20 protein-coding genes and 2 pseudogenes are annotated in these 22,274 nt (G+C 48.6%); 9 read left to right on the top strand and 13 right to left on the bottom strand.

The window, feature by feature from the left end; translation table 11 throughout:
- Positions 1-5: 5 nt before the first annotated feature.
- Genes ACUZ8J_RS04180 through ACUZ8J_RS04165 form a run of 4 tightly spaced genes read right to left on the bottom strand, consistent with a single transcriptional unit; the run spans position 6 to position 4,009 of the window.
- Positions 6-626: an NADH:ubiquinone reductase (Na(+)-transporting) subunit D gene (locus ACUZ8J_RS04180; RefSeq protein WP_011071186.1), complete on the bottom strand. Its 621-nt coding sequence runs from the start codon at positions 624-626 to the stop codon at positions 6-8.
- Complete coding sequence (locus ACUZ8J_RS04175; protein ID WP_011621546.1) at positions 623-1,417, bottom strand: Na(+)-translocating NADH-quinone reductase subunit C; 795 nt, start codon at positions 1,415-1,417, stop codon at positions 623-625. Before ACUZ8J_RS04175 ends, ACUZ8J_RS04180 begins: the two co-directional genes overlap by 4 nt.
- Positions 1,407-2,639, bottom strand: a complete 1,233-nt coding sequence (locus ACUZ8J_RS04170) for an NADH:ubiquinone reductase (Na(+)-transporting) subunit B (protein ID WP_446693156.1) — start codon at positions 2,637-2,639, stop codon at positions 1,407-1,409. Before ACUZ8J_RS04170 ends, ACUZ8J_RS04175 begins: the two co-directional genes overlap by 11 nt.
- Positions 2,639-4,009, bottom strand: coding sequence for a Na(+)-translocating NADH-quinone reductase subunit A (locus ACUZ8J_RS04165; RefSeq protein ID WP_126511857.1), 1,371 nt, complete (start codon positions 4,007-4,009; stop codon positions 2,639-2,641). Before ACUZ8J_RS04165 ends, ACUZ8J_RS04170 begins: the two co-directional genes overlap by 1 nt.
- A gap of 465 nt (positions 4,010-4,474) precedes the next feature.
- Here ACUZ8J_RS04165 and ACUZ8J_RS04160 point away from each other — a divergent pair, with 465 nt between their 5' ends.
- From ACUZ8J_RS04160 to ACUZ8J_RS04140, 5 genes are all read left to right on the top strand, one after another.
- Positions 4,475-5,515 (top strand): NADP(H)-dependent aldo-keto reductase, encoded by a 1,041-nt coding sequence (locus ACUZ8J_RS04160; RefSeq protein WP_011718176.1) that lies wholly within the window; start codon positions 4,475-4,477, stop codon positions 5,513-5,515.
- Positions 5,516-5,669: 154 nt separating this feature from the next.
- Complete coding sequence (locus ACUZ8J_RS04155) at positions 5,670-6,092, top strand: VOC family protein (RefSeq protein WP_109286537.1); 423 nt, start codon at positions 5,670-5,672, stop codon at positions 6,090-6,092.
- A 175-nt stretch (positions 6,093-6,267) separates the two neighbouring features.
- Positions 6,268-6,795, top strand: a complete 528-nt coding sequence (locus ACUZ8J_RS04150; RefSeq protein ID WP_446693155.1) for a CbrC family protein — start codon at positions 6,268-6,270, stop codon at positions 6,793-6,795.
- Positions 6,796-7,037: 242 nt separating this feature from the next.
- A complete protein-coding gene (locus tag ACUZ8J_RS04145; protein WP_240520056.1) occupies positions 7,038-7,286 on the top strand; it encodes a hypothetical protein in 249 nt (82 codons plus the stop codon).
- Positions 7,287-7,343: 57 nt separating this feature from the next.
- On the top strand, positions 7,344-9,620 hold the full coding sequence (locus ACUZ8J_RS04140) for a TonB-dependent receptor (protein WP_446693154.1): 2,277 nt from the start codon (positions 7,344-7,346) through the stop codon (positions 9,618-9,620).
- Positions 9,621-9,683: 63 nt separating this feature from the next.
- Here the strand turns inward: ACUZ8J_RS04140 and dbpA are convergent, their stop codons facing one another.
- The 6 genes from dbpA to ACUZ8J_RS04110 form a co-directional block, all read right to left on the bottom strand.
- Positions 9,684-11,060, bottom strand: a complete 1,377-nt coding sequence (gene dbpA / locus ACUZ8J_RS04135; RefSeq protein WP_446694903.1) for an ATP-dependent RNA helicase DbpA — start codon at positions 11,058-11,060, stop codon at positions 9,684-9,686.
- 502 nt (positions 11,061-11,562) lie between these two features.
- Entirely contained in the window at positions 11,563-12,420 is an 858-nt protein-coding gene (locus ACUZ8J_RS04130) for a pirin family protein (RefSeq protein ID WP_446693153.1), read from the bottom strand.
- Positions 12,421-12,867: 447 nt separating this feature from the next.
- Positions 12,868-13,587, bottom strand: coding sequence for a hypothetical protein (locus ACUZ8J_RS04125; RefSeq protein WP_446693152.1), 720 nt, complete (start codon positions 13,585-13,587; stop codon positions 12,868-12,870).
- Between the two features lie 119 nt (positions 13,588-13,706).
- Positions 13,707-14,051, bottom strand: coding sequence for a hypothetical protein (locus tag ACUZ8J_RS04120; RefSeq protein ID WP_446693151.1), 345 nt, complete (start codon positions 14,049-14,051; stop codon positions 13,707-13,709).
- A gap of 110 nt (positions 14,052-14,161) precedes the next feature.
- Positions 14,162-14,446: a hypothetical protein gene (locus ACUZ8J_RS04115; protein ID WP_446693150.1), complete on the bottom strand. Its 285-nt coding sequence runs from the start codon at positions 14,444-14,446 to the stop codon at positions 14,162-14,164.
- A 636-nt stretch (positions 14,447-15,082) separates the two neighbouring features.
- Entirely contained in the window at positions 15,083-15,283 is a 201-nt protein-coding gene (locus tag ACUZ8J_RS04110; protein WP_446693149.1) for a YheV family putative zinc ribbon protein, read from the bottom strand.
- A 391-nt stretch (positions 15,284-15,674) separates the two neighbouring features.
- Here ACUZ8J_RS04110 and ACUZ8J_RS04105 point away from each other — a divergent pair, with 391 nt between their 5' ends.
- Positions 15,675-17,588, top strand: coding sequence for an ABC transporter ATP-binding protein (locus tag ACUZ8J_RS04105; RefSeq protein ID WP_446693148.1), 1,914 nt, complete (start codon positions 15,675-15,677; stop codon positions 17,586-17,588).
- 34 nt (positions 17,589-17,622) lie between these two features.
- Entirely contained in the window at positions 17,623-18,084 is a 462-nt protein-coding gene (locus ACUZ8J_RS04100; protein ID WP_446693147.1) for a DUF2390 domain-containing protein, read from the top strand.
- 17 nt (positions 18,085-18,101) lie between these two features.
- Here ACUZ8J_RS04100 and ACUZ8J_RS04095 read toward each other — a convergent pair whose 3' ends face one another.
- The gene (locus ACUZ8J_RS04095; RefSeq protein ID WP_446693146.1) at positions 18,102-18,512 is read right to left on the bottom strand and encodes a GFA family protein; all 411 of its coding nucleotides are present in this window, start codon (positions 18,510-18,512) and stop codon (positions 18,102-18,104) included.
- A gap of 97 nt (positions 18,513-18,609) precedes the next feature.
- Positions 18,610-18,945, bottom strand: coding sequence for a winged helix-turn-helix transcriptional regulator (locus ACUZ8J_RS04090; RefSeq protein WP_023266941.1), 336 nt, complete (start codon positions 18,943-18,945; stop codon positions 18,610-18,612).
- Positions 18,946-19,047: 102 nt separating this feature from the next.
- Between ACUZ8J_RS04090 and ACUZ8J_RS04085 the strand changes: the two genes are divergently transcribed.
- Together ACUZ8J_RS04085 and ACUZ8J_RS04080 are read left to right on the top strand one after the other, a co-directional pair.
- Positions 19,048-19,830 carry an SDR family NAD(P)-dependent oxidoreductase gene (locus ACUZ8J_RS04085; protein WP_446693145.1) on the top strand — a complete coding sequence of 261 codons (783 nt, stop codon included), beginning with the start codon at positions 19,048-19,050 and terminating at the stop codon, positions 19,828-19,830.
- 72 nt (positions 19,831-19,902) lie between these two features.
- Positions 19,903-20,563: pseudogene (locus ACUZ8J_RS04080) on the top strand (cupin domain-containing protein).
- A gap of 87 nt (positions 20,564-20,650) precedes the next feature.
- On the opposite strand, the pseudogene ACUZ8J_RS04075 reads toward ACUZ8J_RS04080, so the two are convergent.
- A pseudogene (locus tag ACUZ8J_RS04075) lies at positions 20,651-22,245 on the bottom strand (GMC family oxidoreductase N-terminal domain-containing protein).
- Positions 22,246-22,274: the final 29 nt, after the last annotated feature.

Raw genomic sequence — 22,274 nt, 5'->3', positions numbered from 1 at the left:
GCTCCTTAACCGCGTTTACGCTGGATCACGTTAATGCTCCAGATCAGCAGGCCAATCAGGAAGAAGGCGCTTGGGGGCAACTTAAACATCTCATTGGGTAAGTACCAGCCGCCGTTTTCAACCGTAGTCAACACGCTATGCCCAAACAGATTGCCCGTGCCTAACAGCTCACGCACAAAGGCCACACTGATCAGCACCAAGCCATAACCCGCCGCGTTACCCACGGCATCGACCACGGCTAAGTGAGGTGGATACTTCATTGCAAAGGCTTCGGCTCGGCCCATGATGATACAGTTAGTGATGATTAACCCAACAAATACAGAGAGTTGTTTAGATAGCTCGTAAGCCACATCCTGCAACACCATATCGACGATAATCACCAAGGAGGCAATGACCGTCATCTGGGCAATAATCCGCACACTGTTAGGGATAAAGTTGCGAATGGCGGAGATGATAAGGTTTGAGAACACCAGTACGAAGGTCACCGCCAGTGTCATCACCACGGCCGTCTGCATGGAGTTACTCACCGCCAGCGCCGAACATACGCCCAGCACTTGCATCGCCACTGGGTTATTGGCAAACACAGGGCCTGCTAGCATGTCCCGCATGGATAAACTGTTGCTCATTTTGCACCTCCCAACTCACCTTGTTCAGCCGATGCTTTTAATTGGTTGAAGAAGGTTTGGAAACCCTCAACGCCAAACCAAAACTCCATTGCACGCTGCACGCCACGGCCGGTCATGGTCGCGCCACTCACAGCATCAACACCGTGGATATCACCCTCTTTGGCGCCACCTTTCACCAGGCGCATCGCAAACTTGCCTTTTTCATCAAAGAGTTGTTTCCCCTTCCACAGGGATAACCAATGTGGGTCAGTCACAAAGTCACCGATACCTGGGGTTTCACCGTGCTCGTAAACCACCATGCCTTTAATCGTATTAAAGTCAGGCTCGACGGCCACGTAACCGTAGATCATCGACCACAGTCCTTTACCGTAGAAAGGCACTACCACGCTGGATAACTTGCCGCTGTCATCGAACACCTTAAACACGCGGGCATCGTTGGCGCGGGTCTTGATTTTGGCGATATCCTTTTTAGGGGCGCTTGAGGTTTCTGGGTTAATCGCCGCCATGCGCTCGTCAAAGTCGAGTACATTGGCATCAGAGTCCACTTTGCCTGTGTCGAGATTAATCAATAATGGCTTAACGGATTTAGCAAAAATCTCTCTAAACTCATTGCCTTGGCCAATATTTACATCGGCAGCCATCAACACATAACGTTGTAACTCATCGCGTTTTTTCGCGAGCTTACGCTCTTTCAACACGCCTGCGGTACCAGTAATCATAAAGGAGCACAAAAGGCAGAGCGTGATGGTGAAGATCATGGTCCCCACCACAGTATCTTTCTTAAATACCATGACGTTTTACTCTCCGTTTGATGTTGGCACGGGCCACCAGATAATCGAACAGCGGTGCCCACAGGTTGGCGAACAGGATGGCTAACATCACGCCTTCTGGCATTTTGGGGTTAGCCACACGGATAAGGATTGTCATAAAACCAATCAAGGCGCCGTAGGCGAACTTGCCTTGGCGGGTATAAGAGGTCGTGACGGGATCGGTCGCCATAAACATCATCGCGATAGCAAAGCCGCCCGTGACTAAGTGCCATGTCCAAGGCATTGCCATCATCTGGTTAGTGCTTGAACCAATAACATTGAACAAGGTTGCAGTGGCAATCATGCCCAACATCACACCCACCACGATGCGCCAGTCGGCTAAACGGGTGATAAGCAGCAATAACCCACCGAGCAACACAGCAAGCGTGCTGGTTTCACCAATCGCGCCCACGGTAAAGCCGAAGAAATTATTCCACCAGTTAGGATCGCTAAAGGCGCTGTACCAAGCGTAATCAGCAAATTGCAGCTTACCTGCAGCCGCTTGCGCTAAGTCAGTCGCGCCTGAAAAGCCATCTACAGCAACCAGTTGCTTAACGGTTGACACTTCAGAAGGGTAAGCAAAATAGATAAACGCCAAACCAGCTAATGCGGGGTTAAGGAAGTTGTATCCCATGCCACCAAACAGCTCTTTGGCAATCACCACCCCAAAGCTAATCCCCATCACCACCAACCAGAGTGGAATCGAAACGGGTAAAATCAGCGTAAATAACAAGGCAGTGACGAAGAAGCCTTCGTGCAACTCTTGGCGACGCACCTTGGCAAACACCACTTCCCAGAACAGGCTGGTCAGCAAGGCCGTTAAGTAAATCGGCAGATAAAAACTTAAGCCATAGAGGAACAGGCCAATCACGCCCGTCTCGGCACTTAAGCCACCGCTTAAAGCATTAAACAGTGCGAGTTTCCAGGTTTCTGGCGTCGTTAAGCCACTTGCGAGTGCGAGCTGTGCCTGTAAGCCTACGTTATATAAGCCAAATAAAATGGCGGGTAATAAACAAAGGCCTACTAAGGTCATGGTACGTTTTACGTCAATGGCGTCACGTACGTGTACTTGTCCCTTAGTGCTGCGACCACTGGCGATCACCAATGAGCGCACAAAGCCCTTCATCGATTTACCTGTGGCGTAATACTCTTGCTGCAAATCAGGGGCGTCCTGTAAATCAGGTTTTTTAGGTTGTGTCGTCATTAACCTTCCCTCTCAATAACATCTAGACAGGCACGTAACTCTTTACCGAAGTCATACTTGCCGGGGCACACAAAGGTACACAGGGCTAAATCTTCTTCATCTAACTCCAATGCGCCTAACGCTTGTGCCTCGTCGGTATCTCGCACCACTAAGTCACGCACTAGCAGAGTGGGTAAAATATCTAAAGGCATTACGCGATCGAGCTGACCAAAGGCCATCATGGCGCGGTGAGAACCGCCCTGATGCGTGGTAAATTCGAAGGACTTGGTCAGGCCAAATAAACGGGAAGTCACCGCACGGGTGATAGAGAACTTGTCCGAACCACCACGCACCCAAGGCAATACTTGGTGCTGCGCATCTTCGGCGAGAACCGATACTTGGTTGTGGAAACGACCTAAAAAGTCATGTACGCCCCTAGCTGTATGGCCAGATAACACTGAGCCTGATACCACACGGTTGTTACCGGGTTTAACTTCGTCGGCCACTAAGGCGCTCAGCTCAGCACCTAACTGAGTGCGCAGTAAACGCGGGTTAAGCACACTCGGGCCACCCAGCGCCACCACGCGGTCGGTATAGAGTTCACCGGTTTGAAACAGCTTGCCGTAGGCGATAACGTCTTGATAGCCGATATGCCACACCTGACGTTCGATGCTGACGGGTAAGGTAAAGTGAATGTGAGTTCCGGCTAATCCGGCAGGATGCACCCCAGTAAAACGGCGCACTTCAACCTTAGGCAAATCAGCACCGACTAAGGCTTCGCCTTTATCTTGGCAGAGGTAAACCTTGCCTTCGGTTAAATGACTCAGTACCGCTAAGCCCGCCTTAAAGGCATCGCTCTGCTCGGCAATAATCAACCTAGGATCGGCGGCGAGTGGATTGGTATCCATAGCCGTCACGAAAATACCTGCGGGTTTGGTATCGAGTGCGGGAACGCGGGAGAAAGGACGGGTACGCAGTGCGGTCCACAGGCCACTCTTAACCAGTTGCGCTTTAACCACATCCGCAGATAAGGCCTGTAAATCGGTGTGAATGTCGAAACGGATCTGCTCATCGGCGTCTAAGCCATTGCAGCGGATCACCACGGATTGCAACACCCTACGTTCACCACGGTGGATTGCAACAATCTCACCACTGGCGGGAGCGGTAAACAGCACGCCCTTTGTTTTTTTATCTTCAAACAAAGGTTGGCCTTTTTTGACCTTATCGCCGACTTCCACCAACATAGTCGGTTTTAAGCCAACATACTCCTCACCCAACAAGGCCACTTGGGATGGCCTGTTACCGGGTTCGATGATCTGCCTAGGCTCACCCGAAATCGGCAAGTCGAGGCCTTTTTTGATCGTTATAACTTGGTTTGAAAAATCTGCCATCACAAATATCAACCATGAAAATTTTTAGATAAATTTAGGGTAGATGTTTGTTAACAGATAATCCGATATTGGCGTCACATTCCGCCGCAATTTCGTAAGTAATATACGTAAATTCGCGCCATTTTGTGACATAGATTCACATCAATTGCAGCGCAAAATTGCAAATGTAGTTTTATAACAAATAATTCATAATTCCTGTGTTTCTGATTTAGTTACGACTTAACTAGATAAAAACTGACAAAAATCTCCCCTTTCAGCCCAAATTTTTGACAAAGGCGTAAAACACTAAGTCGGTGGCGAGTTCGTGTGCAATCCAAGGTGCCAGCCCCGCAACCTCACTGCGGTTCCCGCCTTTCGAGCATTGGTTATTTTTACTGCAGTAAAATGTTTGACGCCCTATTAACCTTTGCTTTACAGCAAAAGCTTGATAGCCTCGGACTAAGATAGTTTCCGTAGGAGAAATAGATGGAATACAGACGCATACCACATTCTAATCTCGAGGTGAGCAAAATCTGTTTAGGCACTATGACTTGGGGCGAACAAAATACCCAAGCCGAAGCCTTCGCACAGCTAGACTACGCCATCGGCAGTGGCATCAACTTTATTGACACTGCGGAAATGTACCCCGTGCCGCCCAAGCCGGAAACCCAAGGGGAAACCGAGCGCATTTTGGGCCAATACATTAAAGCCCGTGGCAACCGTGATGACCTAGTGATCGCCACGAAGATTGCCGCACCGGGTGGTAAGAGTGACTATATTCGCAAGAATATGGCGCTGGACTGGAACAATATCCACCAAGCTGTCGATGCCTCACTCGAACGCCTGCAAATCGATACTATCGATCTCTACCAAGTACATTGGCCTGACCGCAATACCAACTTCTTCGGGGAGTTATTCTACGACGAGCAAGAGATTGAGCAGCAAACGCCAATCCTCGAAACCCTCGAAGCCCTCGCCGAAGTCATTCGCCAAGGCAAAGTGCGCTACATCGGCGTGTCGAACGAAACCCCTTGGGGACTGATGAAGTATCTGCAACTGGCGGAAAAACACGGCCTGCCGCGCATTGTGACGGTGCAAAACCCCTATAACCTACTCAACCGCAGCTTTGAGGTCGGCATGAGTGAAATCAGCCACCGCGAAGAGTTGCCACTGCTGGCCTACTCACCCTTGGCCTTTGGTGCTTTGAGCGGCAAATATTGCAATAACCAATGGCCAGAAGGTGCGCGCTTAACCCTGTTTAAACGCTTCGCCCGTTACACAGGATCGCAAATGGCACTCGATGCCACGGCTGCCTACGTAGACTTAGCCCGCGAGTTTAATCTCTCGCCCGCGCAAATGGCGTTAGCCTTTGTTAACTCGCGTAAATTTGTTGGCTCAAATATCATTGGCGCCACGGACTTATACCAGCTGAAAGAGAATATCGACAGCTTAAAAGTCAGCCTCTCCCCCGAGTTACTCAGCCGTCTAAATGCCCTCTCAGATCAATTTAGATTACCCTGCCCTTAGCTCTTACATTGCGTTTTTAAATAAGCCTCTAAAGTGAGTGGCCAAAGTGCCACTCACTTGAGTCACAGATTGATTGTCCATCGCAGCGGTACACTAACCGCAGCGATAGCCATACAATAGCGGTTTATCAGACAGCAAAAGTCGAGCACTCAAGATGAAACAAGCCATTGTCCATATCGCACTCGTTGTAAGAGATTACGATGAGGCGATTGATTTTTATGTCAATAAACTCAAATTCGAATTGATTGAAGACAGCTATCAACCCGAGCAAGATAAGCGTTGGGTCGTGGTAGCCCCACCCAATTCCAGTGGCACCGCCTTATTGTTAGCCAAGGCCTCTAAGCCGGAGCAAGCCCCCTTTATCGGTAATCAAGCTGGCGGCCGTGTGTTTCTATTTTTAAATACCGATGATTTTTGGCGCGATTATCACTATATGCAGTCCATTGGGATCCGCTTTATTCGTGAGCCGCAGGAGCAGGATTACGGCACCGTTGCCGTGTTCGAGGACCTCTATGGCAACCGTTGGGATTTACTGCAATTGAGCCCTAATCATCCCATGGCCAAAAGATGCCAATAACAGTGCAAAAGGCCGAGCCGATAGCCGAGTAAAAAACACAATAAGGGTTAACTAAGTGGCACTGCGAGCACCAGCTAAGTGCTTATCTCATTGAATAAACTATTGAATCAACCACTCAGCTCAATGATAATCAGCTTGGCGATTTAATCGCGTTATTCTTCACTTAGGAGTTGAAATGGATTTCCCTCAGTTTACTTATCACCCTCATCCCCTCAATACTGGCGCTGTGATCGCAAGCGATGCGACCTGCGAATGCTGCGGCCAAGCACGGGGATTTATCTGCAGCTCAGGAATGTATTGCAGGGACAATGTTGAAGCGATTTGCCCTTGGTGCGTTGCCGATGGTAGCGCCGCAGACAAATTTAATGGCCATTTTGTCGACGATTATCCGCTACTCGACGCGGGGCTGGATCTCGCCATCGTGAAGGAAGTGGCGGAAAGAACGCCAGGGTATGTCTCATGGCAACAGGAAGTCTGGCAATCCCACTGTAATGATGCCTGCGAGTTTCATGGCGATGCCGAACTCACTGATTTACAAGCCTTGCTGGGCGAAGCATTAGAAGACTTTTTAGCCGAATACCTGCCCAACCATGACCTATGGCAAAAACTCTTATCTAGCTACCAAAAGGGTGGCAACCCGGCCATCTACAAGTTTAAGTGCCGCCACTGCCAGCAAGCGCTTTTTACCTTAGATTGCCACTGAACCAGTTTTATAACTAAAAGTTAACTAGACTCGGTCAATGTAAATCAATTAAGGTCAGTTTGTGGATTAGATAAGGCTAAAGCGAATTAGCCTGCATCAGCGACTCAGGTTGCCTGACGCAGGCGCAGGCTTTAGCTCATTTCAACAGGGATATGCGCTTCCCGATAAGACTAACGGCTGAACCTTAACCAATAACAATAATGGCTTATCATCAATTTCGGACTCATAAAAAGTGGCCTTGGTTGCTGCTCAGTGTATGGCTACTGGTTACCCAGTGCTTTGCGCTGACCCATTACACTGAACACAGTCTGGAACATGAACACACCCATTGTATTGTCTGCGATTTTGGCCATGATACCAGTGCAAGTCCGGCATCTATGCCCGTGCTACCGCTGGATTTGCAACACGCCGATCATCGCGCCACTGCCACCTATCAAGCCCCCAGCTTAGCCCACATTCGCCATGTTGATGCGCGCGCCCCTCCCTTTTAGAAAGCAAATTCAAAAACTTAAAAATTAATTTTTTGCTTATCTACAAGGAAAGGCACAATGAAACTTGCACTATCTTCAATAGCGCTTGCGGTCGCGAGCGTGTGTTCATCGGCTATGGCCGCAGAGCTTCAAGGCCAAGTCACTGATCAACAAGGTAACGCGCTCGCCAATGCCCGCGTCAGTGTTGACGGTGGTAACAGCACAACTACGGATGCCCAAGGCCAGTATCAACTCAAGATTGCCGATAATAGTCACCTGCATCTACATGTGAGCCATGCGAATTTTAAACATAGCGATCAAGAGATTAGCTCAACGACAGCGGTACTTATTCAAGATGTGGCGCTGAGCCAAACCCCGATGGAAAATATCGTGGTAACCGCATCGCCCCTCGCCCGCTCGGCCCTTGAAAGCACCACGCCCATCAGCGTATTGACCGAGGATCAACTCAAGCTCAACACCGAACCCACCTTGGGCGACACCTTAGAAAAACTCCCCGGCGTACAGGCTTCTCACTTTGGTGCGGGCGCCAGTCGGCCGATTATCCGCGGCATGGGCGGCCCCAGAGTACAAGTGCTTGAAAATGGCTTGTCGGTTGGCGATGCCTCTACCGTATCGGCGGACCATGCCGTGACCTCCGAGGCCGCCTCGGCGCAGCAGATTGAAATTCTTCGTGGCCCTGGCACCCTACTCTATGGCAATGGCGCCATCGGCGGTGTCGTCAATGTGGTCGATACCCGCTATAGCGAAACCCCAGTCGATGAAGTGACTGGGCACTTTGGCGCTCGCTATGACAGCGCCAATAATGGCCAAACCTATAATGGCGAACTCAACGGCGGTAATGGGCAGTTTAACTGGCATCTGGATGGCACCCACAGAAAAACCGAAGATGTCGATATTCCCGGTAATGCCATTGCCGATATGCCGAGCACCCACGGCACCTTAGCCAATAGCCAACTCAAACTCGATGATTACGCCGCCGGCGTTGGTTATACGGGAAATTCGGGTTTTGTTAGCGTCTCCGGCGCGCGCACCGAATCCAACTACGGCATCCCCAGCCGTGGTGAGGCCGATGCACCCAATATCAGCATCGACTTACAGAAAACCGCTTGGCAATTACATAGCGGGCTACTCGACCCCTTTGCTGGTTTTAGTAAGTTAAAATTCGACGCAGCTTATAGCGATTATCAACACGCCGAGGAAGAAGATGGCGTTGCTGGCACCACTTTTTTCAACAAGCAGAGCGAAGCACGTTTAAGCCTAAACAATCATCCTTGGGGCGAATGGCAAGGCACTCTGGGGCTGCATGCGGTGCACCGCGACTTTGCGGTAGAAGGCGACGAAGCCCTCACCCCCGACAGTAAAACAGACACACTCGCCGCCTTTATCGTGCAAGAACGTAAGTTGGGGGATTTTCGCTTTGAACTCGGCGGTCGCCTCGAGCATTACCGCCTCGCGCCCGATAGCATGCAGCTCGACACGCTTAATGGTGAACAAGAGTATCAACCTAATGATTTAACTGATAATAATGTGACGCTGTCGGCGGGCGTAGTGTGGGATTTCGCCCCTTCCTATAATCTTGGCCTATCACTCACCCGCGCCGAACGCTCGGCCACTGCCGAAGAGCTTTACAGCTACGGGCCACACGATGCGACTCAAAGCTTTGAGTTAGGGTCGCAATTTAGCCTAGAGAATGGCCAAATTGTTGCTAACAGCGGCAGTAACGATAAGGAAGTCGCCAACAATATCGACCTCACGCTGCGTAAGCTGGACGGCGCATGGACAGGTTCACTCAGCTTCGCCTATAACCGAGTCAATAACTTCTACTATGAGCGCAACACTGGACTGGTTGCCTCGGATCTGGTCAACAGCGATGAAGAAGGCGACATGCCGGTTTATCAATATACTCAAGGTGATGCGGATCTTTACTCCATCGAGGCGCAGGCAACGATTCCATTTAATGATCTCTGGTCACTCGGGCTCTTTAGCGACTACACCCGCGGCAAACTCGTCGATGGCGGTAACTTACCGCAAATATCGCCGATGCGTGTCGGCTCGACAGTAAACTTCGATCTGCAGCAGTGGCACGCAGAGTTAGGCGCCATTGGCTATGCCCGCCAAACCGACACCGCCGACAATGAGACCGAAACCGCAGGCTATGCCCTAGTGAACGCAGCCGCCACTTATCGCTGGTATACCTCAAGCGGCGATATTTTGGTTTATCTCAAAGGCACCAACCTGCTCAATCAGGAGGCCCGCCCCCATACTTCCCTACTCAAGGATTATGCGCCGTTAATGGGACGCAACCTGATGCTGGGCGTCACCTATAACTTCTAACCCTAGGCCATAAAGCAAAAAGCGAAGCCATTTGGCTTCGCTTTTTAATCACTTAACTGCGGGTTATTTCATTAACCACGCGCGGTAGGATTTACGTTTAATGCGGCCGCTGGTGATTTTACTCAGCGCCTTTTTAGCGACTTTACGATTCACCGCCACATAGGCGCGGTAATCGGTCACAAGGATTTTGCCGACCTGCGAGCCTTCGATACCATTCTCCCCAGTGAGGGCGCCGAGGATATCGCCGGGGCGAAGCTTCTCTTTTTTACCGCCATCGATTTGCAGGGTGATCATGGTTGGCGCATTGGGCGCAGTCCCCAGCAAACTTAATGATGGTAAGGCTTCGCTCTGAATATCGCGCTCTAAGTACTCTTCTAATAACGCAATTTTGTAGCCATCTTGATCGTTAAAGAAGGTAAAAGCCGCGCCCTTACTGCCCGCACGGCCGGTACGGCCAATACGGTGAATATGCACTTCGGTATCATAGGCCACATGGTAGTTAAATACCGCATCCAGTGCGTCGATATCGAGGCCACGGGCAGCTACATCGGTTGCGACCAACACACAGGCACTCTTGTTAGCAAATTGCAGCAGGGTTTCATCCCGGTCACGCTGTTCTAAATCGCCGTGCAGGGCGATAACGCTAAAGCCTGCATCGCTCAGTTCATCGGCCACTTTTTGGGTTTCGCGCTTGGTATTACAAAACACCACCGCACTCTCTGGCTTACGATCCAGCAGCAATAATTGCAGCGCCTGCATGCGCGCCTTGTCGTCATCCAAATGGTAGAAATGCTGCTCAATGGTGCTCTTTTCGTGGGTTACGGCCACTTTCACCATCACAGGGTCGTACATAATTTGCTTAGCAATCGACTGGATCTGCTCGGGGAAGGTTGCGCTAAACAGCAAGGTTTGGCGCTCGCGTGGCGACTGCTCGATAATCGCATCGAGCTGTGGTTGGAAGCCCATCTCCAGCATACGGTCGGCTTCGTCCAGCACGAGCATATTGAGGTTGCTTAGGTCTAAACGGTTCCGCTCTAAGTGATCGACAATCCGCCCCGGTGTACCAACGATAATGTGGGCGCCATGCTCGAGCGAACCAATTTGCGGCCCCATGGGCACGCCACCGCAAAGAGTGAGCACTTTTACGTTGTGAATACCACGCGCCAGTGTGCGGATCTCCTGCGCCACTTGGTCAGCCAGTTCGCGGGTTGGACACAGCACTAAGGTTTGAATGCGAAAACGCTTAACGTCTAACTTGTTCAACAGACCTAAACCGAAGGCTGCCGTTTTACCCGAACCCGTCTTGCCCTGACCAATCACATCCTCACCCGCTAAAATGGCTGGCAGACTCTGCGCCTGAATCGGCGTCATTTCGTGATAGCCCATAGTGGTAAGGTTCTCAAGCAGTTCGGGTTTTAGCTTAAGAGTCGAGAAAGCCATTGAAGGCTGAGTGTCTGAATTGCTCAAGGCGAATATCCTGTGGTGGGTAACCCGCGCTGGCATAAACTCAGGCAAGTCACTGAAATTGCATAGTGTTACTGATTAAATACGCTTATCGCTTCGGGGCGTTTAGCCATTTGTTTAGGTCTTTATTTCTGGCGGTTAAGTTAACTAAGCCTTTAACTTAGGCTTTTAAACTAGCTCTTTAAATAAGCTACGCCACTCACGTAATAAGGCTAAGTTGGCAACTTGCCGTGTTCAGTCTTATCCGCGCCATCCCAAAGCTAGGCTATTGTAGCAATAAAGCGCGCCCTTTTCCTGAAGTCTTTCGCTTAACCACCAAAGCAGGCTTTATTGCCTGCTTTAAAGAGAGTCATTAATAAGAAGTGCGCTAACAAAAAGCCCTGCATTGGCAGGGCTTGGTGGCTGTGACTACGGAAAAACAAGCTTTGTACTAGCAGTGTTTTTCAAGCAAGGAGTCAAGATTTAAAGCAAGGGAGACTTAGGCAATGCTGCCAAAGCGGCCCTCTTGATAATCGCGAATCGCCTGCTGAATTTCCGCTTGGGTGTTCATCACAAACGGCCCCATTTGAACAATTTTCTCGCGAATCGGTTTACCCACAAACAGTAGCATGCCCGCACCGCGTTCATCGGCCTTGAGCTGCAATGGCGTTTGGCTATCGAGCACTAAAAACTGGCCTTCATTGAATGACCACTGCGAGCCTACACCTTTACTCAAGCCACCTTGGTAAAGATAGAGGGCGGCAAACTCATGCTTAGATAAATCGAGCTGCGCCTCACCATTAGCATTTATCATCAAGTCGGCAATCGCCGCCTCGCCCGCTAATCCTTGGATGGTGGCACAGATCGCGCTTTTACCCGCAAATGCCCAATCCCCCGCCAAGGCTTTAAGGGTAGCGCCTGTGTCGTTCGTGGTTTCAACACTTGGGGTTGAAGCCGTATCCTGATAAGTCGCTGTGCGCAGTTTGTCCTTAGCAGGCATATTGACCCAAATTTGGAAGCCATGCAGACCATTAAGCGCATCGGCCAGCGGCATTTCGGAATGCACCACGCCGTAACCCGTGCTCATCCACTGCACATCGCCAGCACGAATCGCTTTGACGTTACCCATCTGATCGCGATGCTCAAACCCGCCCTTCCGGATGTAGGTAAAGGTCTCCATTCCACGGTGCGGATGCGGCGGAAAGCCACCGATAAAATCCTGTTTATCATCGGATTTAATCTCATCCATCATCAAAAACGGATCAAAATGGGTCGTGATAAAGTCCGCCACACGGCGAATATTCACCCCGTCGCCATCCATCGCAGGTTTAGCAGAAAACTGACCTAAGACTTTCATTTTATGCTCCTAACTCGTAAGGCATTAGCCCGTGCACTCACGATCACTTGATGTTAGAAGTGACTGCGTGAAACAGTGGCAATGCTGATGGAGGCAGAATAACAAGGAAATTTGCAAAAGAATAACGCGAAATCACGGCCTAAACATTCGAAAAAATGGAACGGTAGCTTGCTGATACCCACTCATGCAGGCTTGCCATGATGTTCACTCACCGACACGCAGCGAGTCCGTCCGTGGATGCTCGACCGCCCCGTCCATGGGGCGGACGGTCGTCTCGCTAATCACCATGGCTCACCTTTTTGACATTAGCGTAACCTGAAGATTTAAAAGCCTTACGCAGCACGCTTTGGGACAAAAGCGAGTTAGGTTTTTTATTCTAATCCGTGGAGTTCGGATTAAAATTTCTATGGAGATAACGCGTTACTTATGCATCCTTTTAAGTAACTTTTAGCTTTCATTGGTTTGAACAATATTAATATTTTTGGCGCCTAACAAAGCTACCTCTACTAAAATTTGAATGAACTCCTTTTTTTCAGTTAAAACAAGTTTAACTTGTTCTTCAAATGAATCCCCATCATCGCCAGGTAATTCCTTACCTGCAAATCGCGCTACAGGACATGCTTGAATCATTTGTTTTTGAGTTTTAGCATTAAACAATGTTGAACACATAGAGGCAAAATTCATTACTGTAGAAGTTTCCCCTTTTGAAGCAGTATACCTACCATACCCTTTCGTATGTGGTGCGATATCAGTTGTGTCACGCGTACTAAATACTAAAACGTATGATGCACCTGAATTTTTAGCCATTTCAAATATTTCATTATTAGCGATTCCAAGATCTAATGAAAAATCCCAGTGACTAGTTACTAGCTCACCAACTTCGTTCACTTTATCTGACTTGAACGGTAAAAATTGGAATCGTGATTTAGCTAACTTGATAAAGTTGTACGCTATTAATGAGTCTACATCCCATTCCCTCACATCAACTTTATTAAGTTCATCTGAAAATACACCTGTATTCCTAATTGAAAGGTTATTCCCTAGAGCTGATACAACAAGTATTTTCTGATTATCAGGAATCTGTTCTATGTGTTTTAAACTAGTTGATTGGCATGCCGAAAGTATGAATAAACAGAATCCACCCATGGTATGTTTAAAAAGATTCACAGACTCTCCTTGAAAGCTAACACTTTGCTAATTGGCTGCAGCAGCGTAACGTAGGCAGCCCAGTGGAGGCCACGCTTTTTTGTGGCCGGAACGAAATCAAGCAACTTGTTGCAAGCTGCTTACTCTATATTAATAACTTGGTATTTTGCCCCAAAACCATTGTTTTTCTCTAGTTCTCGAAGTGTTATTACAGCACCATTTAGATCCTGTTTTAACAAAGCATGTCGACCATAAATTACTTTAAATGAACCGCTAGGTTCAATGCCAATGATGACTTTTTTAACATTCGCTTTGAACAAATAGAAAGTCGACCAAGTCGAGCATTCATTTTCACCAAAGCATAGTTTCCCAGATTCCTTTTCAGTATCTAAAAGGAACTCTAGATCAGCCTGCACTTTGATTTCATTCTTTGCGAATGCAAAACAAGGTAAAAGCAAAAAAGTTAGAATTAATAAGTTTTTCATAAAGGCTTATAACGCCAAAATAAGGGACAATAACACGTGAGCTAAAATACGGAACGAAGTGACGGGAGCACACGTGTTATTGTCCTGCTTACTTGGCTTGTTAGGTGGCATTAGCTGCTGACAATACACTTAAATTCAATTTCTGCCTGAGCATCAGATTTAAATGGGACCATATCTTTTTGAGTAGCTTTCAAAATCTTTATATTTTTACCTTTGGAATTACAGTACTCATTAGCTTCTTTTATTGCATCAGCCTTAACTGCTGAGCCTGTTACATCGAACCCTTTCTCTGATCTTGAAATTAGATAGGAATCATCTCCAAGAGGCACCACTCCGGAGGTGTTCGCACAAGCTGACAGCAATAAAATTATGCTGACACATATTAACTTTTTCATTTTAATTCCTTTTAGCTCAAACACTATCATTGACATCTAACGTCTTAGTATTTTTGCGCTGCGCTGTTTGCCTCGTTGGAGCGATGAAAAAGCGCACGGTTAACTATCTGTATGTAAAGAACTTATCAGCTTTCAGCTAAATACACTATCTGGAAAAACGCGCATGCGTGTTTTTCAAACATATTAACTTAAAATTAGCCGCTATAGTTAATTGATTTTATAGAGTTTTGCTTATTAAGGATGGAATTAGTGCGCACTGATTTTGTCTCAAAATCATACCAAAACACCTAAATTTAAATACGACTGTATACCCATACATTGTTAGCCGATTTCTGGTAAGGCCAAACATAGGCAAATAGATAAGAATTTGTATGGCAACAGGAGTAGGAATGGTCGATTGAGCTAACGAGCCGAAACACGGAATGGGCAAATAGCTTTTAGTAGAACGAGCTGCGAGAAGGCTAGTTAGCATTGGCAATTTTTACGGAAGTGACCGTTGGTGGCATGGATGCCACCGTCGAGCCCTCAGGGATGAGTTTATGGCGTGTCACTGGAGTAATATTGCCAATCGACACTGCACACTGGTGAATTTTTTAGACTCTCGCTTTAAAACGAACAAGCAAAGCAACACCAAGCCTAGTCAGGCTTAAACACTCCAATCACGGCACCAGTGGCTTTTTCGGTGACTTTGACATCGGTTTGTTGTTCGCAGTAATCACAGTCGGTGCATTCTACGGTTTCGATACCGTTTTCTTTAAACAGCAGAATGCTGTCCTTGGCGCCACATTTTGGGCATTTTGCGCCAGCTACGAAGCGCTTTTTGATTTTGGTTGTCATGCTAATACCTTTAATGCACAGACCAGTTCAGTTGGATCAGAAGATGACTCCGCTTCGCTTGAGAAACCCAAAGCGTGAGCCTGAAATTGGCCGCTATTTTGCCACAGTGCCCAGCTATTGCCAGCCTTTAAACCAAGTTGTGATGCCATAAGATATGAGCAGGCGTTAGCATCTTGCGGGATTCACTCAAGAAGGATTTGCCAAATCGGCCGCACACTCGTATTCGCACTCATCCTAAGAGCGCCCTAAAAGCCGCCACCACATTCGCCCAAAAGATGCTGTAAAAAGTGTAAGAAATCCTCAGCAACTCGGCCTAAGTTGTGGTTTGCCATCGGCTTGTACGTTATCATCACAGCCCTTACTCATTCATGATATGACCAAGTTGTAGTTAATGATCAGCATCAACCAAGCGCAATTAATCCGTGGCAGCAAAACCCTGCTCGACGAAGCCTCTTTGACCATCTATCCCGGCCATAAGGTCGGCCTAGTCGGCGCCAATGGCACGGGTAAGTCCTCACTGCTGGCATTAATTATGGGTCACCTGAGCTTAGACAAAGGCGAGTTTAGTATGCCTTCGGGTTGGCAAATCGCCACCGTAGCTCAAGAAACACCCGCGTTGGAAGTCTCTGCACTTGAGTATGTACTTGATGGTGATAAAGAATATCGCCAACTTGAGGCCGATTTACATATCGCGCAGGAACACAATGATGGTCATGCCATTGCCACCCTGCACGGAAAAATCGATGCCATTGGCGGCTACGCCATTCGCGCCCGCGCAGGTGCCTTGCTGGCAGGTTTAGGTTTTAGCGAAGCCGAGCAAAATAACCCAGTGAAAAGCTTTTCGGGTGGTTGGCGGATGCGCCTCAACCTTGCCCAAGCGCTGCTGTGCCGCTCCGACTTACTGCTGCTTGACGAACCGACCAACCACTTAGACTTAGATACCATGTACTGGCTCGAAGGGTGGATTAAGTCCTATCAAGGCACGCTGATTTTAATTAGCCACGACAGGGATTTTATCGACGAGATTGTCGATGAAATCGTCCATGTCGAGAATCAAAAACTCAATTATTACAAAGGCAACTACAGTGCCTTTGAGCGCATCCGTGCCGAACGTATGGCGCAGCAACAGGTCGCCTATGAGCGCCAGCAAAAAGAACGGGCGCATATGCAGTCCTTCGTCGACCGCTTCCGCTACAAGGCCAGTAAAGCCAAGCAAGCGCAGAGCCGCTTAAAAGCGCTGGAGCGGATGACTGAGCTGTTGCCATCCCAGGCCGATAGCCCGTTTTATATGGAGTTTCGCCCGCCAGAAGCCCTACCCAACCCATTGATTAAAATGGAGCAAGTGGCGGTGGGTTATGGCGACAAGCAAATCCTTAGCAAAGTGCATTTGAACCTAGTCCCCGGTGCCCGTATCGGCCTCTTAGGCCGCAACGGTGCGGGTAAATCAACCCTAATCAAGCTGTTATCGGGCCAGTTATCACCGATGACCGGATTGTATGAGCCCAATCCCGGCCTGAATATCGGTTACTTTGCCCAGCACCAAATCGAATTTTTACGCCTAGACGATACGCCGCTGCAACATTTGGTGCGCCTTGCGCCCAATGCCCGTGAGCAGGAATTACGTAACTTCCTCGGTGGTTTTGGCTTCCATGGCGATATGGCGCTCTCGCCGGTTCGCCCCTTCTCCGGTGGTGAGAAAGCACGTTTAGTATTGGCCCTATTAGTGTGGCAGCGCCCTAACCTATTGCTGCTCGACGAACCGACCAACCACTTAGATCTAGAGATGCGCCATGCGCTTACCATGGCATTGCAAGCCTTTGAAGGCGCAATGGTTATCGTATCGCACGACCGCCATTTATTGCGCTTAACCTGTAGCGATTACTATCTGGTCGATCAAGGCCAAGTGCAGGCGTTCGATGGCGATTTAGAGGATTACCACCAATGGTTACTCGATGCCGCTAAGGCCGCGAGTATTAACCCTGCAAGCAACGGTGACGATGCCAAACCTGCGGTCGATAAGAAACAGCAAAAGCGATTAGAAGCCGAGCTACGCCAAAAGGTGTCACCCCTTAAACGCAAACAGGCGAAGCTTGAAACCGATCAACAAAAGCTCAGTGAGCGTCTCGCCGAGCTGGAGCATTTGCTGGCCGATAGCGAATTATATGATCAAGACAACAAAGCCAAGCTCACTTCGGTACTCAGTGAGCGTACCAGCTTGACACAGGCGCTAGAAGAAAGTGAAATGCAATGGCTTGAGTTACAAGAAGAAATAGATGCAATGGAACTTGAGCTAATGGGGCAGTAATTGCCCTCTATCGCCTAACATACAAGGAAGCCGTATGTCGGATGCAACCCCGCTAGACAGCCAAATTTGGCATTGGTGTGATATGAGCTACGGGCAAAATAAACAGCTTTGCCTTGAGCTACAGGATAACAATCATGTGAACGTGAATTTACTATTGCTGGCGCAATATTTAGATCTCACGCTTGATGTGGCGGGTCCGCGACAGTATACGACCGAACAATGGCAACAGCTGGTGAATGCTGTTTGGGAGTGGGACGAAAAGTTTCTTACGCCCTATCGCCGTTTGCGCCGTCTCGCCAAGGCCAGCCTGAATGAAGAAGAATACCAGCAAATGCTCGATGTTGAGCTGATGATGGAACGTAAGGCGCAGCGCACAATTCTAAATGCCGTCAATGGGTTATCGCCAACTGGCGAACGAACCAATCTGGTGAGTTATCTCGCGCTATTTGGTTTATCCGCTGCGGATGTTAACGCATTGGATTTGATTGCCCCCTAACTGGCCTCACGCACAACTTACTTAGTGCGGGCTTGAGGGTAACGCTGGCAGTTATCCTCAATCTTAAGCCAGCTCGGCTGCTGCTCAGTATAAATATGGTAATTTGGCTGTACTGAATTAGGATCATCTAAGCTGGCAATCGTTAGGGTGAGATAATCGGGATACTCAGTGTGCCTAAAAGTCAGTGAGCAGCCGCAGTGGGCACAAAAACCACGTCTTACATATTCTGATGAGGCAAACTCAGTCACTTTGCCCTTAAGCCAAGTCACTTGCTGCACCTTAAAATCCATCCAAGCACCAAACACGGCCCCAATGCTTTTTTGGCACATGCGGCAGTGGCAATAATCGGCATCGAAGGGCTTACCCTCAATCCGATAACGAATTGCTCCGCATAAACAGCCGCCTTCTCGTCCTATCTGAGTAAACATATCGCCCCCATCACCGCCCATCAAATAGCGCGGGATCAGAATATCGTTAATGACCTTAATTTAGCGTATCGACACAGCCAAACTGAAATCCCACGCATTATCCATCGATTTCTTGCTGCAATTTTTCGAGTTCATCCAAAATATGCAGGAATTTTTGGCCAAACTCCGTCACTTGATATTCGACCCGCGGTGGTAATTCGTTATAAATAATTTTATCTAAGATGCCAAATTCAATGTTCTTTTTTAAACATTGATTCAATACCTTAGTGGAGAGTCCCTCAACCGAACGCACCATTTCTCCAGGCCTTTGGATCCCATTTGCCAACAACTGATAAACCGTTAATGACCATTTACAGCCATAAATCGTCTCGACCATTCGGGCTGAGCGCTCTGGGGGCGATTTGCGTGAAATTATTTTTTCATTGTTATTCATAAAGATGTACCAAAAAGTACCTGCCTAACCAATTTGTACTTACTGTTCATATAGTTATTAAATCCCTAAGATTACCACCTTGATAATACTTAGGAGTAGCAAATGCAATTTAATACCTCAAATCTCGCCATTATTATCGGTGGTAGCAGCGGCATCGGTTTTGAAACCGCAAAACAACTGACCAAGCAAGGCGTATCAGTGCTTATCGTGGGTAATCAGCAAGAAAAACTCACCGCCGCCGTCTCGGCACTTAAACAGGCATGTGCAACGCCTGAATTACAGATAGAAGGTTTTCAAGCCAACCTTTACCAAGCTGCGGATCTTAATCGGCTCATTACACACATTAACCAACTTGAGCATAAGGTCGGCTACCTAGTCAATGCGGCGGGTTATTTCAATCCCAAATCCTTTATTGACCACACTGAAGCGGATTACGAACTGTATATGGGGTTAAATAAAGCGCTATTTACCATCACGCAGGCTGTCACCCTCAAGATGATCGATGTGGGCGGTGGTAGTATAGTGAACATAGGTTCTATGTGGGCAAAACAAGCGGTTAAAGCCACGCCTTCGTCGGCATATTCAATGGCAAAAGCCGGGCTACACGCATTAACCCAACACTTAGCGATGGAACTGGCGGACAAGCATATTCGAGTCAATGCGGTTTCACCCGCGGTAGTGAATACGCCAATCTATAACGCCTTTATTCCAAAGGAAGAGCGAGACCAAGTGCTTGCAAGCTTTGATGCTTTTCATCCAATTGGACGAGTCGGCACCCCTGCCGATGTGGCAAATAGCGTATGCTTTTTGTTATCCGATGATACGAGTTGGGTAACTGGCGCAATTTGGGATATTGATGGTGGTGTGATGGCAGGACGTAACTGATAGATGACTCAATAGACGAGCACTAAAGGCAAAACATAAATCATTTCATAAGATTAAATCAGGTCTAACACTATGCTTAATATGAACTTTAACCAGCGTATCGTTATCCATACGCAGCCACAACCTTGGTTGCCAAGCCCGGCTCAAGGGGTGTGGCGTAAACCTCTGGAACGGGAGGCTAAGGAGTCAGGGCACACCACCAGCATAGTGAAATATGAAGCAGGCTCGCAGTTTGCGACTCATAAGCATCCATTGGGCGAAGAAATCTTTGTGCTTGAGGGCGTATTTTCCGATGAAAACGGTGATTATCCCGCGGGTACTTATCTTCGCCATCCACCAGGGAGCCAACATGCCCCTTTTAGCCAAACAGGTTGCGTGATTTTCGTAAAACTTAACCAATTCGATCCGCCGCGATCTTGAGCTTATCAGAATGAATACCCAACAGACCCAATGGTTACCGGGTATTGGTGGCTTACAAGTCATGCCACTACACGAGTTTGAGCATCAACATACCGCGCTAGTAAAATGGCCTAAAGGTGAGAGATTTCAGCCACATCGGCATTTTGGTGGTGAGGAAATCTTAGTGTTATCCGGCAAGTTTCAAGATGAATTTGGCGAATATCCACGCCACACTTGGATACGCAGCCCTCATATGAGCGGCCATTTTCCTTTTGTTGAAGAGGAAACCATTATCTTAGTAAAAACAGGCCATTTACCCATTAGCGCCATGTAACTCAAGTAGACGGCTCCTTGGGTTTATACCGCATAAGTCGTAGCGACAGACTTATACGGCAATATGCCACCCGATGCAGAGGAAATATCAGCCTTTACCATCGGTCAGCTTTTGCGCCAGCGCAGTGGCATTGCGCGCGGTAATGCCATAAATCGACAGCTGCGGATTGGCCCCAAGGCTGGTCGGAAAGATAGAGCCGTCCATCACCGACAGATTATCCAGATAATGTGACTGACCATAGCTATTGACCATAGAGAGCTTTTCATCCTCACCAAAGGGACAACCGCCCATCACGTGAGCCGAGGCCACCACCGTCTTTAGCGGCGCTAAATCCATTTGGGCTATGCTCTCTTTTGCCTCCTTCCATGACGACAGATAGGGCATACCATCGCTGATGGGTAGCACTTTTAATGCCCCCGCCGAAAATTGCAATTCGGCCATGCTGGCGTAGGCTCGCCGCGCCGCCCGCCAAAAAGCCTCTGTGAGCGGGTAATCTAATGTAAAGCCCGTAGGGGTTAAATGCACTTGCCCACCTTGGCTGTCGGGATGATAGCCGTCACGAACCAAGGCAATGGTGACCTGTAGCTGATTAAACTGTGCCATCAGCTCAGCATGGCTTATGCCGTAACCTATGGTCTTAGAGGCAATCAAAATCGGATGCACCGGCGGCACCTCAAGCTTGTAGCCTAACTCGCCATCGGCGCCGTTTTTCCAAACAAATTCATCGGAATAGATAGATTGCGGCGCACCGCTGTGGGCATTTATCGTATCGGCAAATACGCCGCCAGAAAGCACTGTGGGATGTAAAAAAGTACGTTTGCCCAACAGCTGATAGGGATCGGGCACCTCGGAGCGCATCATTAGAGTCGGCGTGTGAATAGCGCCAGCGCTTAAAATATAGTGTTTGGCTTTAAACAGCAGTTCGACCGACGTCGGCCGTAAATTAACATCGAGCGCCTGCGCCTTGAGGGCAAAGACCTGGCCATTATGGTGTTCAATCTTAACGACTTTGGCGCGACTAATCAGCTGTGCTCCCTTCTCTAATGCGCTCGGAATTGTCGTGATTAACATCGATTGCTTGGCATTAACTGGGCAGCCCATACCGCAATAGCCAGTATTCCAACAGCCCGCCACATTGCGCTTGATGACGGTATATTCCCAACCTAGATTGATACAGCCTTGCTTAAGCGCGCCGTTATTGCGGTTAGGTTCATAATTCCATTCGTGAATATTGAGCCGCTGCTCCATCTGCTCGAACCAAGGCGCGAGGGCTTCGGAGTCAAGCCCCGCAACGGATTTATGCTGCGCCCAAAAGGCTAAGGCTTCCTTTGGCGTACGGATGGAAGTGGTCCAATTGATGGTGGTCGCCCCCCCACGGCGCGACCTTGGAAAATACCAATCGCCTTATCGGCGGTTTTCATCGCCGCAGCCTGTTGGTACAAATTCGGGTACGCGACTCGCTCCTCCATATTAAAATCGCTGGAGGATTTAAGCGGCCCCGCTTCAATCATGATCACACTGAGCCCTGCTTGAGTGAGGATCTCCGCCGCCACACCGCCGCCAGCGCCCGTACCCACAATCACCACATCGGCTTCAAATTGCTGGTTCTCTTGCAATTGACTGGCATCGGTATGTAACCAACCGGAATTTAAGCCTGTCACTATGGGATCTATGATTGCCACTTGGAATACTCCATCTTCATACTATTGTT

The organism is Shewanella sp. Koi 1 (genome assembly GCF_052907445.1).
The sequence above is the reverse complement of the archived record's forward strand: the minus strand, read 5'-3'. Positions and strand labels throughout refer to the sequence as shown.

Bases quoted from the DNA above. Each gene is read 5' to 3' on its own strand.
- dbpA (WP_446694903.1), bottom strand. From the start codon at position 11,060: ATGGCTTTCTCGACTCTTAAGCTAAAACCCGAACTGCTTGAGAACCTT.
- ACUZ8J_RS04090 (WP_023266941.1), bottom strand. From the start codon at position 18,945: ATGAATAACAATGAAAAAATAATTTCACGCAAATCGCCCCCAGAGCGC.
- ACUZ8J_RS04155 (WP_109286537.1), top strand. From the start codon at position 5,670: ATGAAACAAGCCATTGTCCATATCGCACTCGTTGTAAGAGATTACGAT.
- ACUZ8J_RS04170 (WP_446693156.1), bottom strand. From the start codon at position 2,639: ATGACGACACAACCTAAAAAACCTGATTTACAGGACGCCCCTGATTTG.
- ACUZ8J_RS04095 (WP_446693146.1), bottom strand. From the start codon at position 18,512: ATGTTTACTCAGATAGGACGAGAAGGCGGCTGTTTATGCGGAGCAATT.
- ACUZ8J_RS04120 (WP_446693151.1), bottom strand. From the start codon at position 14,051: ATGAAAAACTTATTAATTCTAACTTTTTTGCTTTTACCTTGTTTTGCA.
- ACUZ8J_RS04150 (WP_446693155.1), top strand. From the start codon at position 6,268: ATGGATTTCCCTCAGTTTACTTATCACCCTCATCCCCTCAATACTGGC.
- ACUZ8J_RS04100 (WP_446693147.1), top strand. From the start codon at position 17,623: ATGTCGGATGCAACCCCGCTAGACAGCCAAATTTGGCATTGGTGTGAT.
- ACUZ8J_RS04085 (WP_446693145.1), top strand. From the start codon at position 19,048: ATGCAATTTAATACCTCAAATCTCGCCATTATTATCGGTGGTAGCAGC.
- ACUZ8J_RS04165 (WP_126511857.1), bottom strand. From the start codon at position 4,009: ATGGCAGATTTTTCAAACCAAGTTATAACGATCAAAAAAGGCCTCGAC.
- ACUZ8J_RS04180 (WP_011071186.1), bottom strand. From the start codon at position 626: ATGAGCAACAGTTTATCCATGCGGGACATGCTAGCAGGCCCTGTGTTT.
- ACUZ8J_RS04110 (WP_446693149.1), bottom strand. From the start codon at position 15,283: ATGACAACCAAAATCAAAAAGCGCTTCGTAGCTGGCGCAAAATGCCCA.
- ACUZ8J_RS04140 (WP_446693154.1), top strand. From the start codon at position 7,344: ATGAAACTTGCACTATCTTCAATAGCGCTTGCGGTCGCGAGCGTGTGT.
- ACUZ8J_RS04160 (WP_011718176.1), top strand. From the start codon at position 4,475: ATGGAATACAGACGCATACCACATTCTAATCTCGAGGTGAGCAAAATC.
- ACUZ8J_RS04115 (WP_446693150.1), bottom strand. From the start codon at position 14,446: ATGAAAAAGTTAATATGTGTCAGCATAATTTTATTGCTGTCAGCTTGT.
- ACUZ8J_RS04130 (WP_446693153.1), bottom strand. From the start codon at position 12,420: ATGAAAGTCTTAGGTCAGTTTTCTGCTAAACCTGCGATGGATGGCGAC.
- ACUZ8J_RS04175 (WP_011621546.1), bottom strand. From the start codon at position 1,417: ATGGTATTTAAGAAAGATACTGTGGTGGGGACCATGATCTTCACCATC.
- ACUZ8J_RS04105 (WP_446693148.1), top strand. From the start codon at position 15,675: ATGATCAGCATCAACCAAGCGCAATTAATCCGTGGCAGCAAAACCCTG.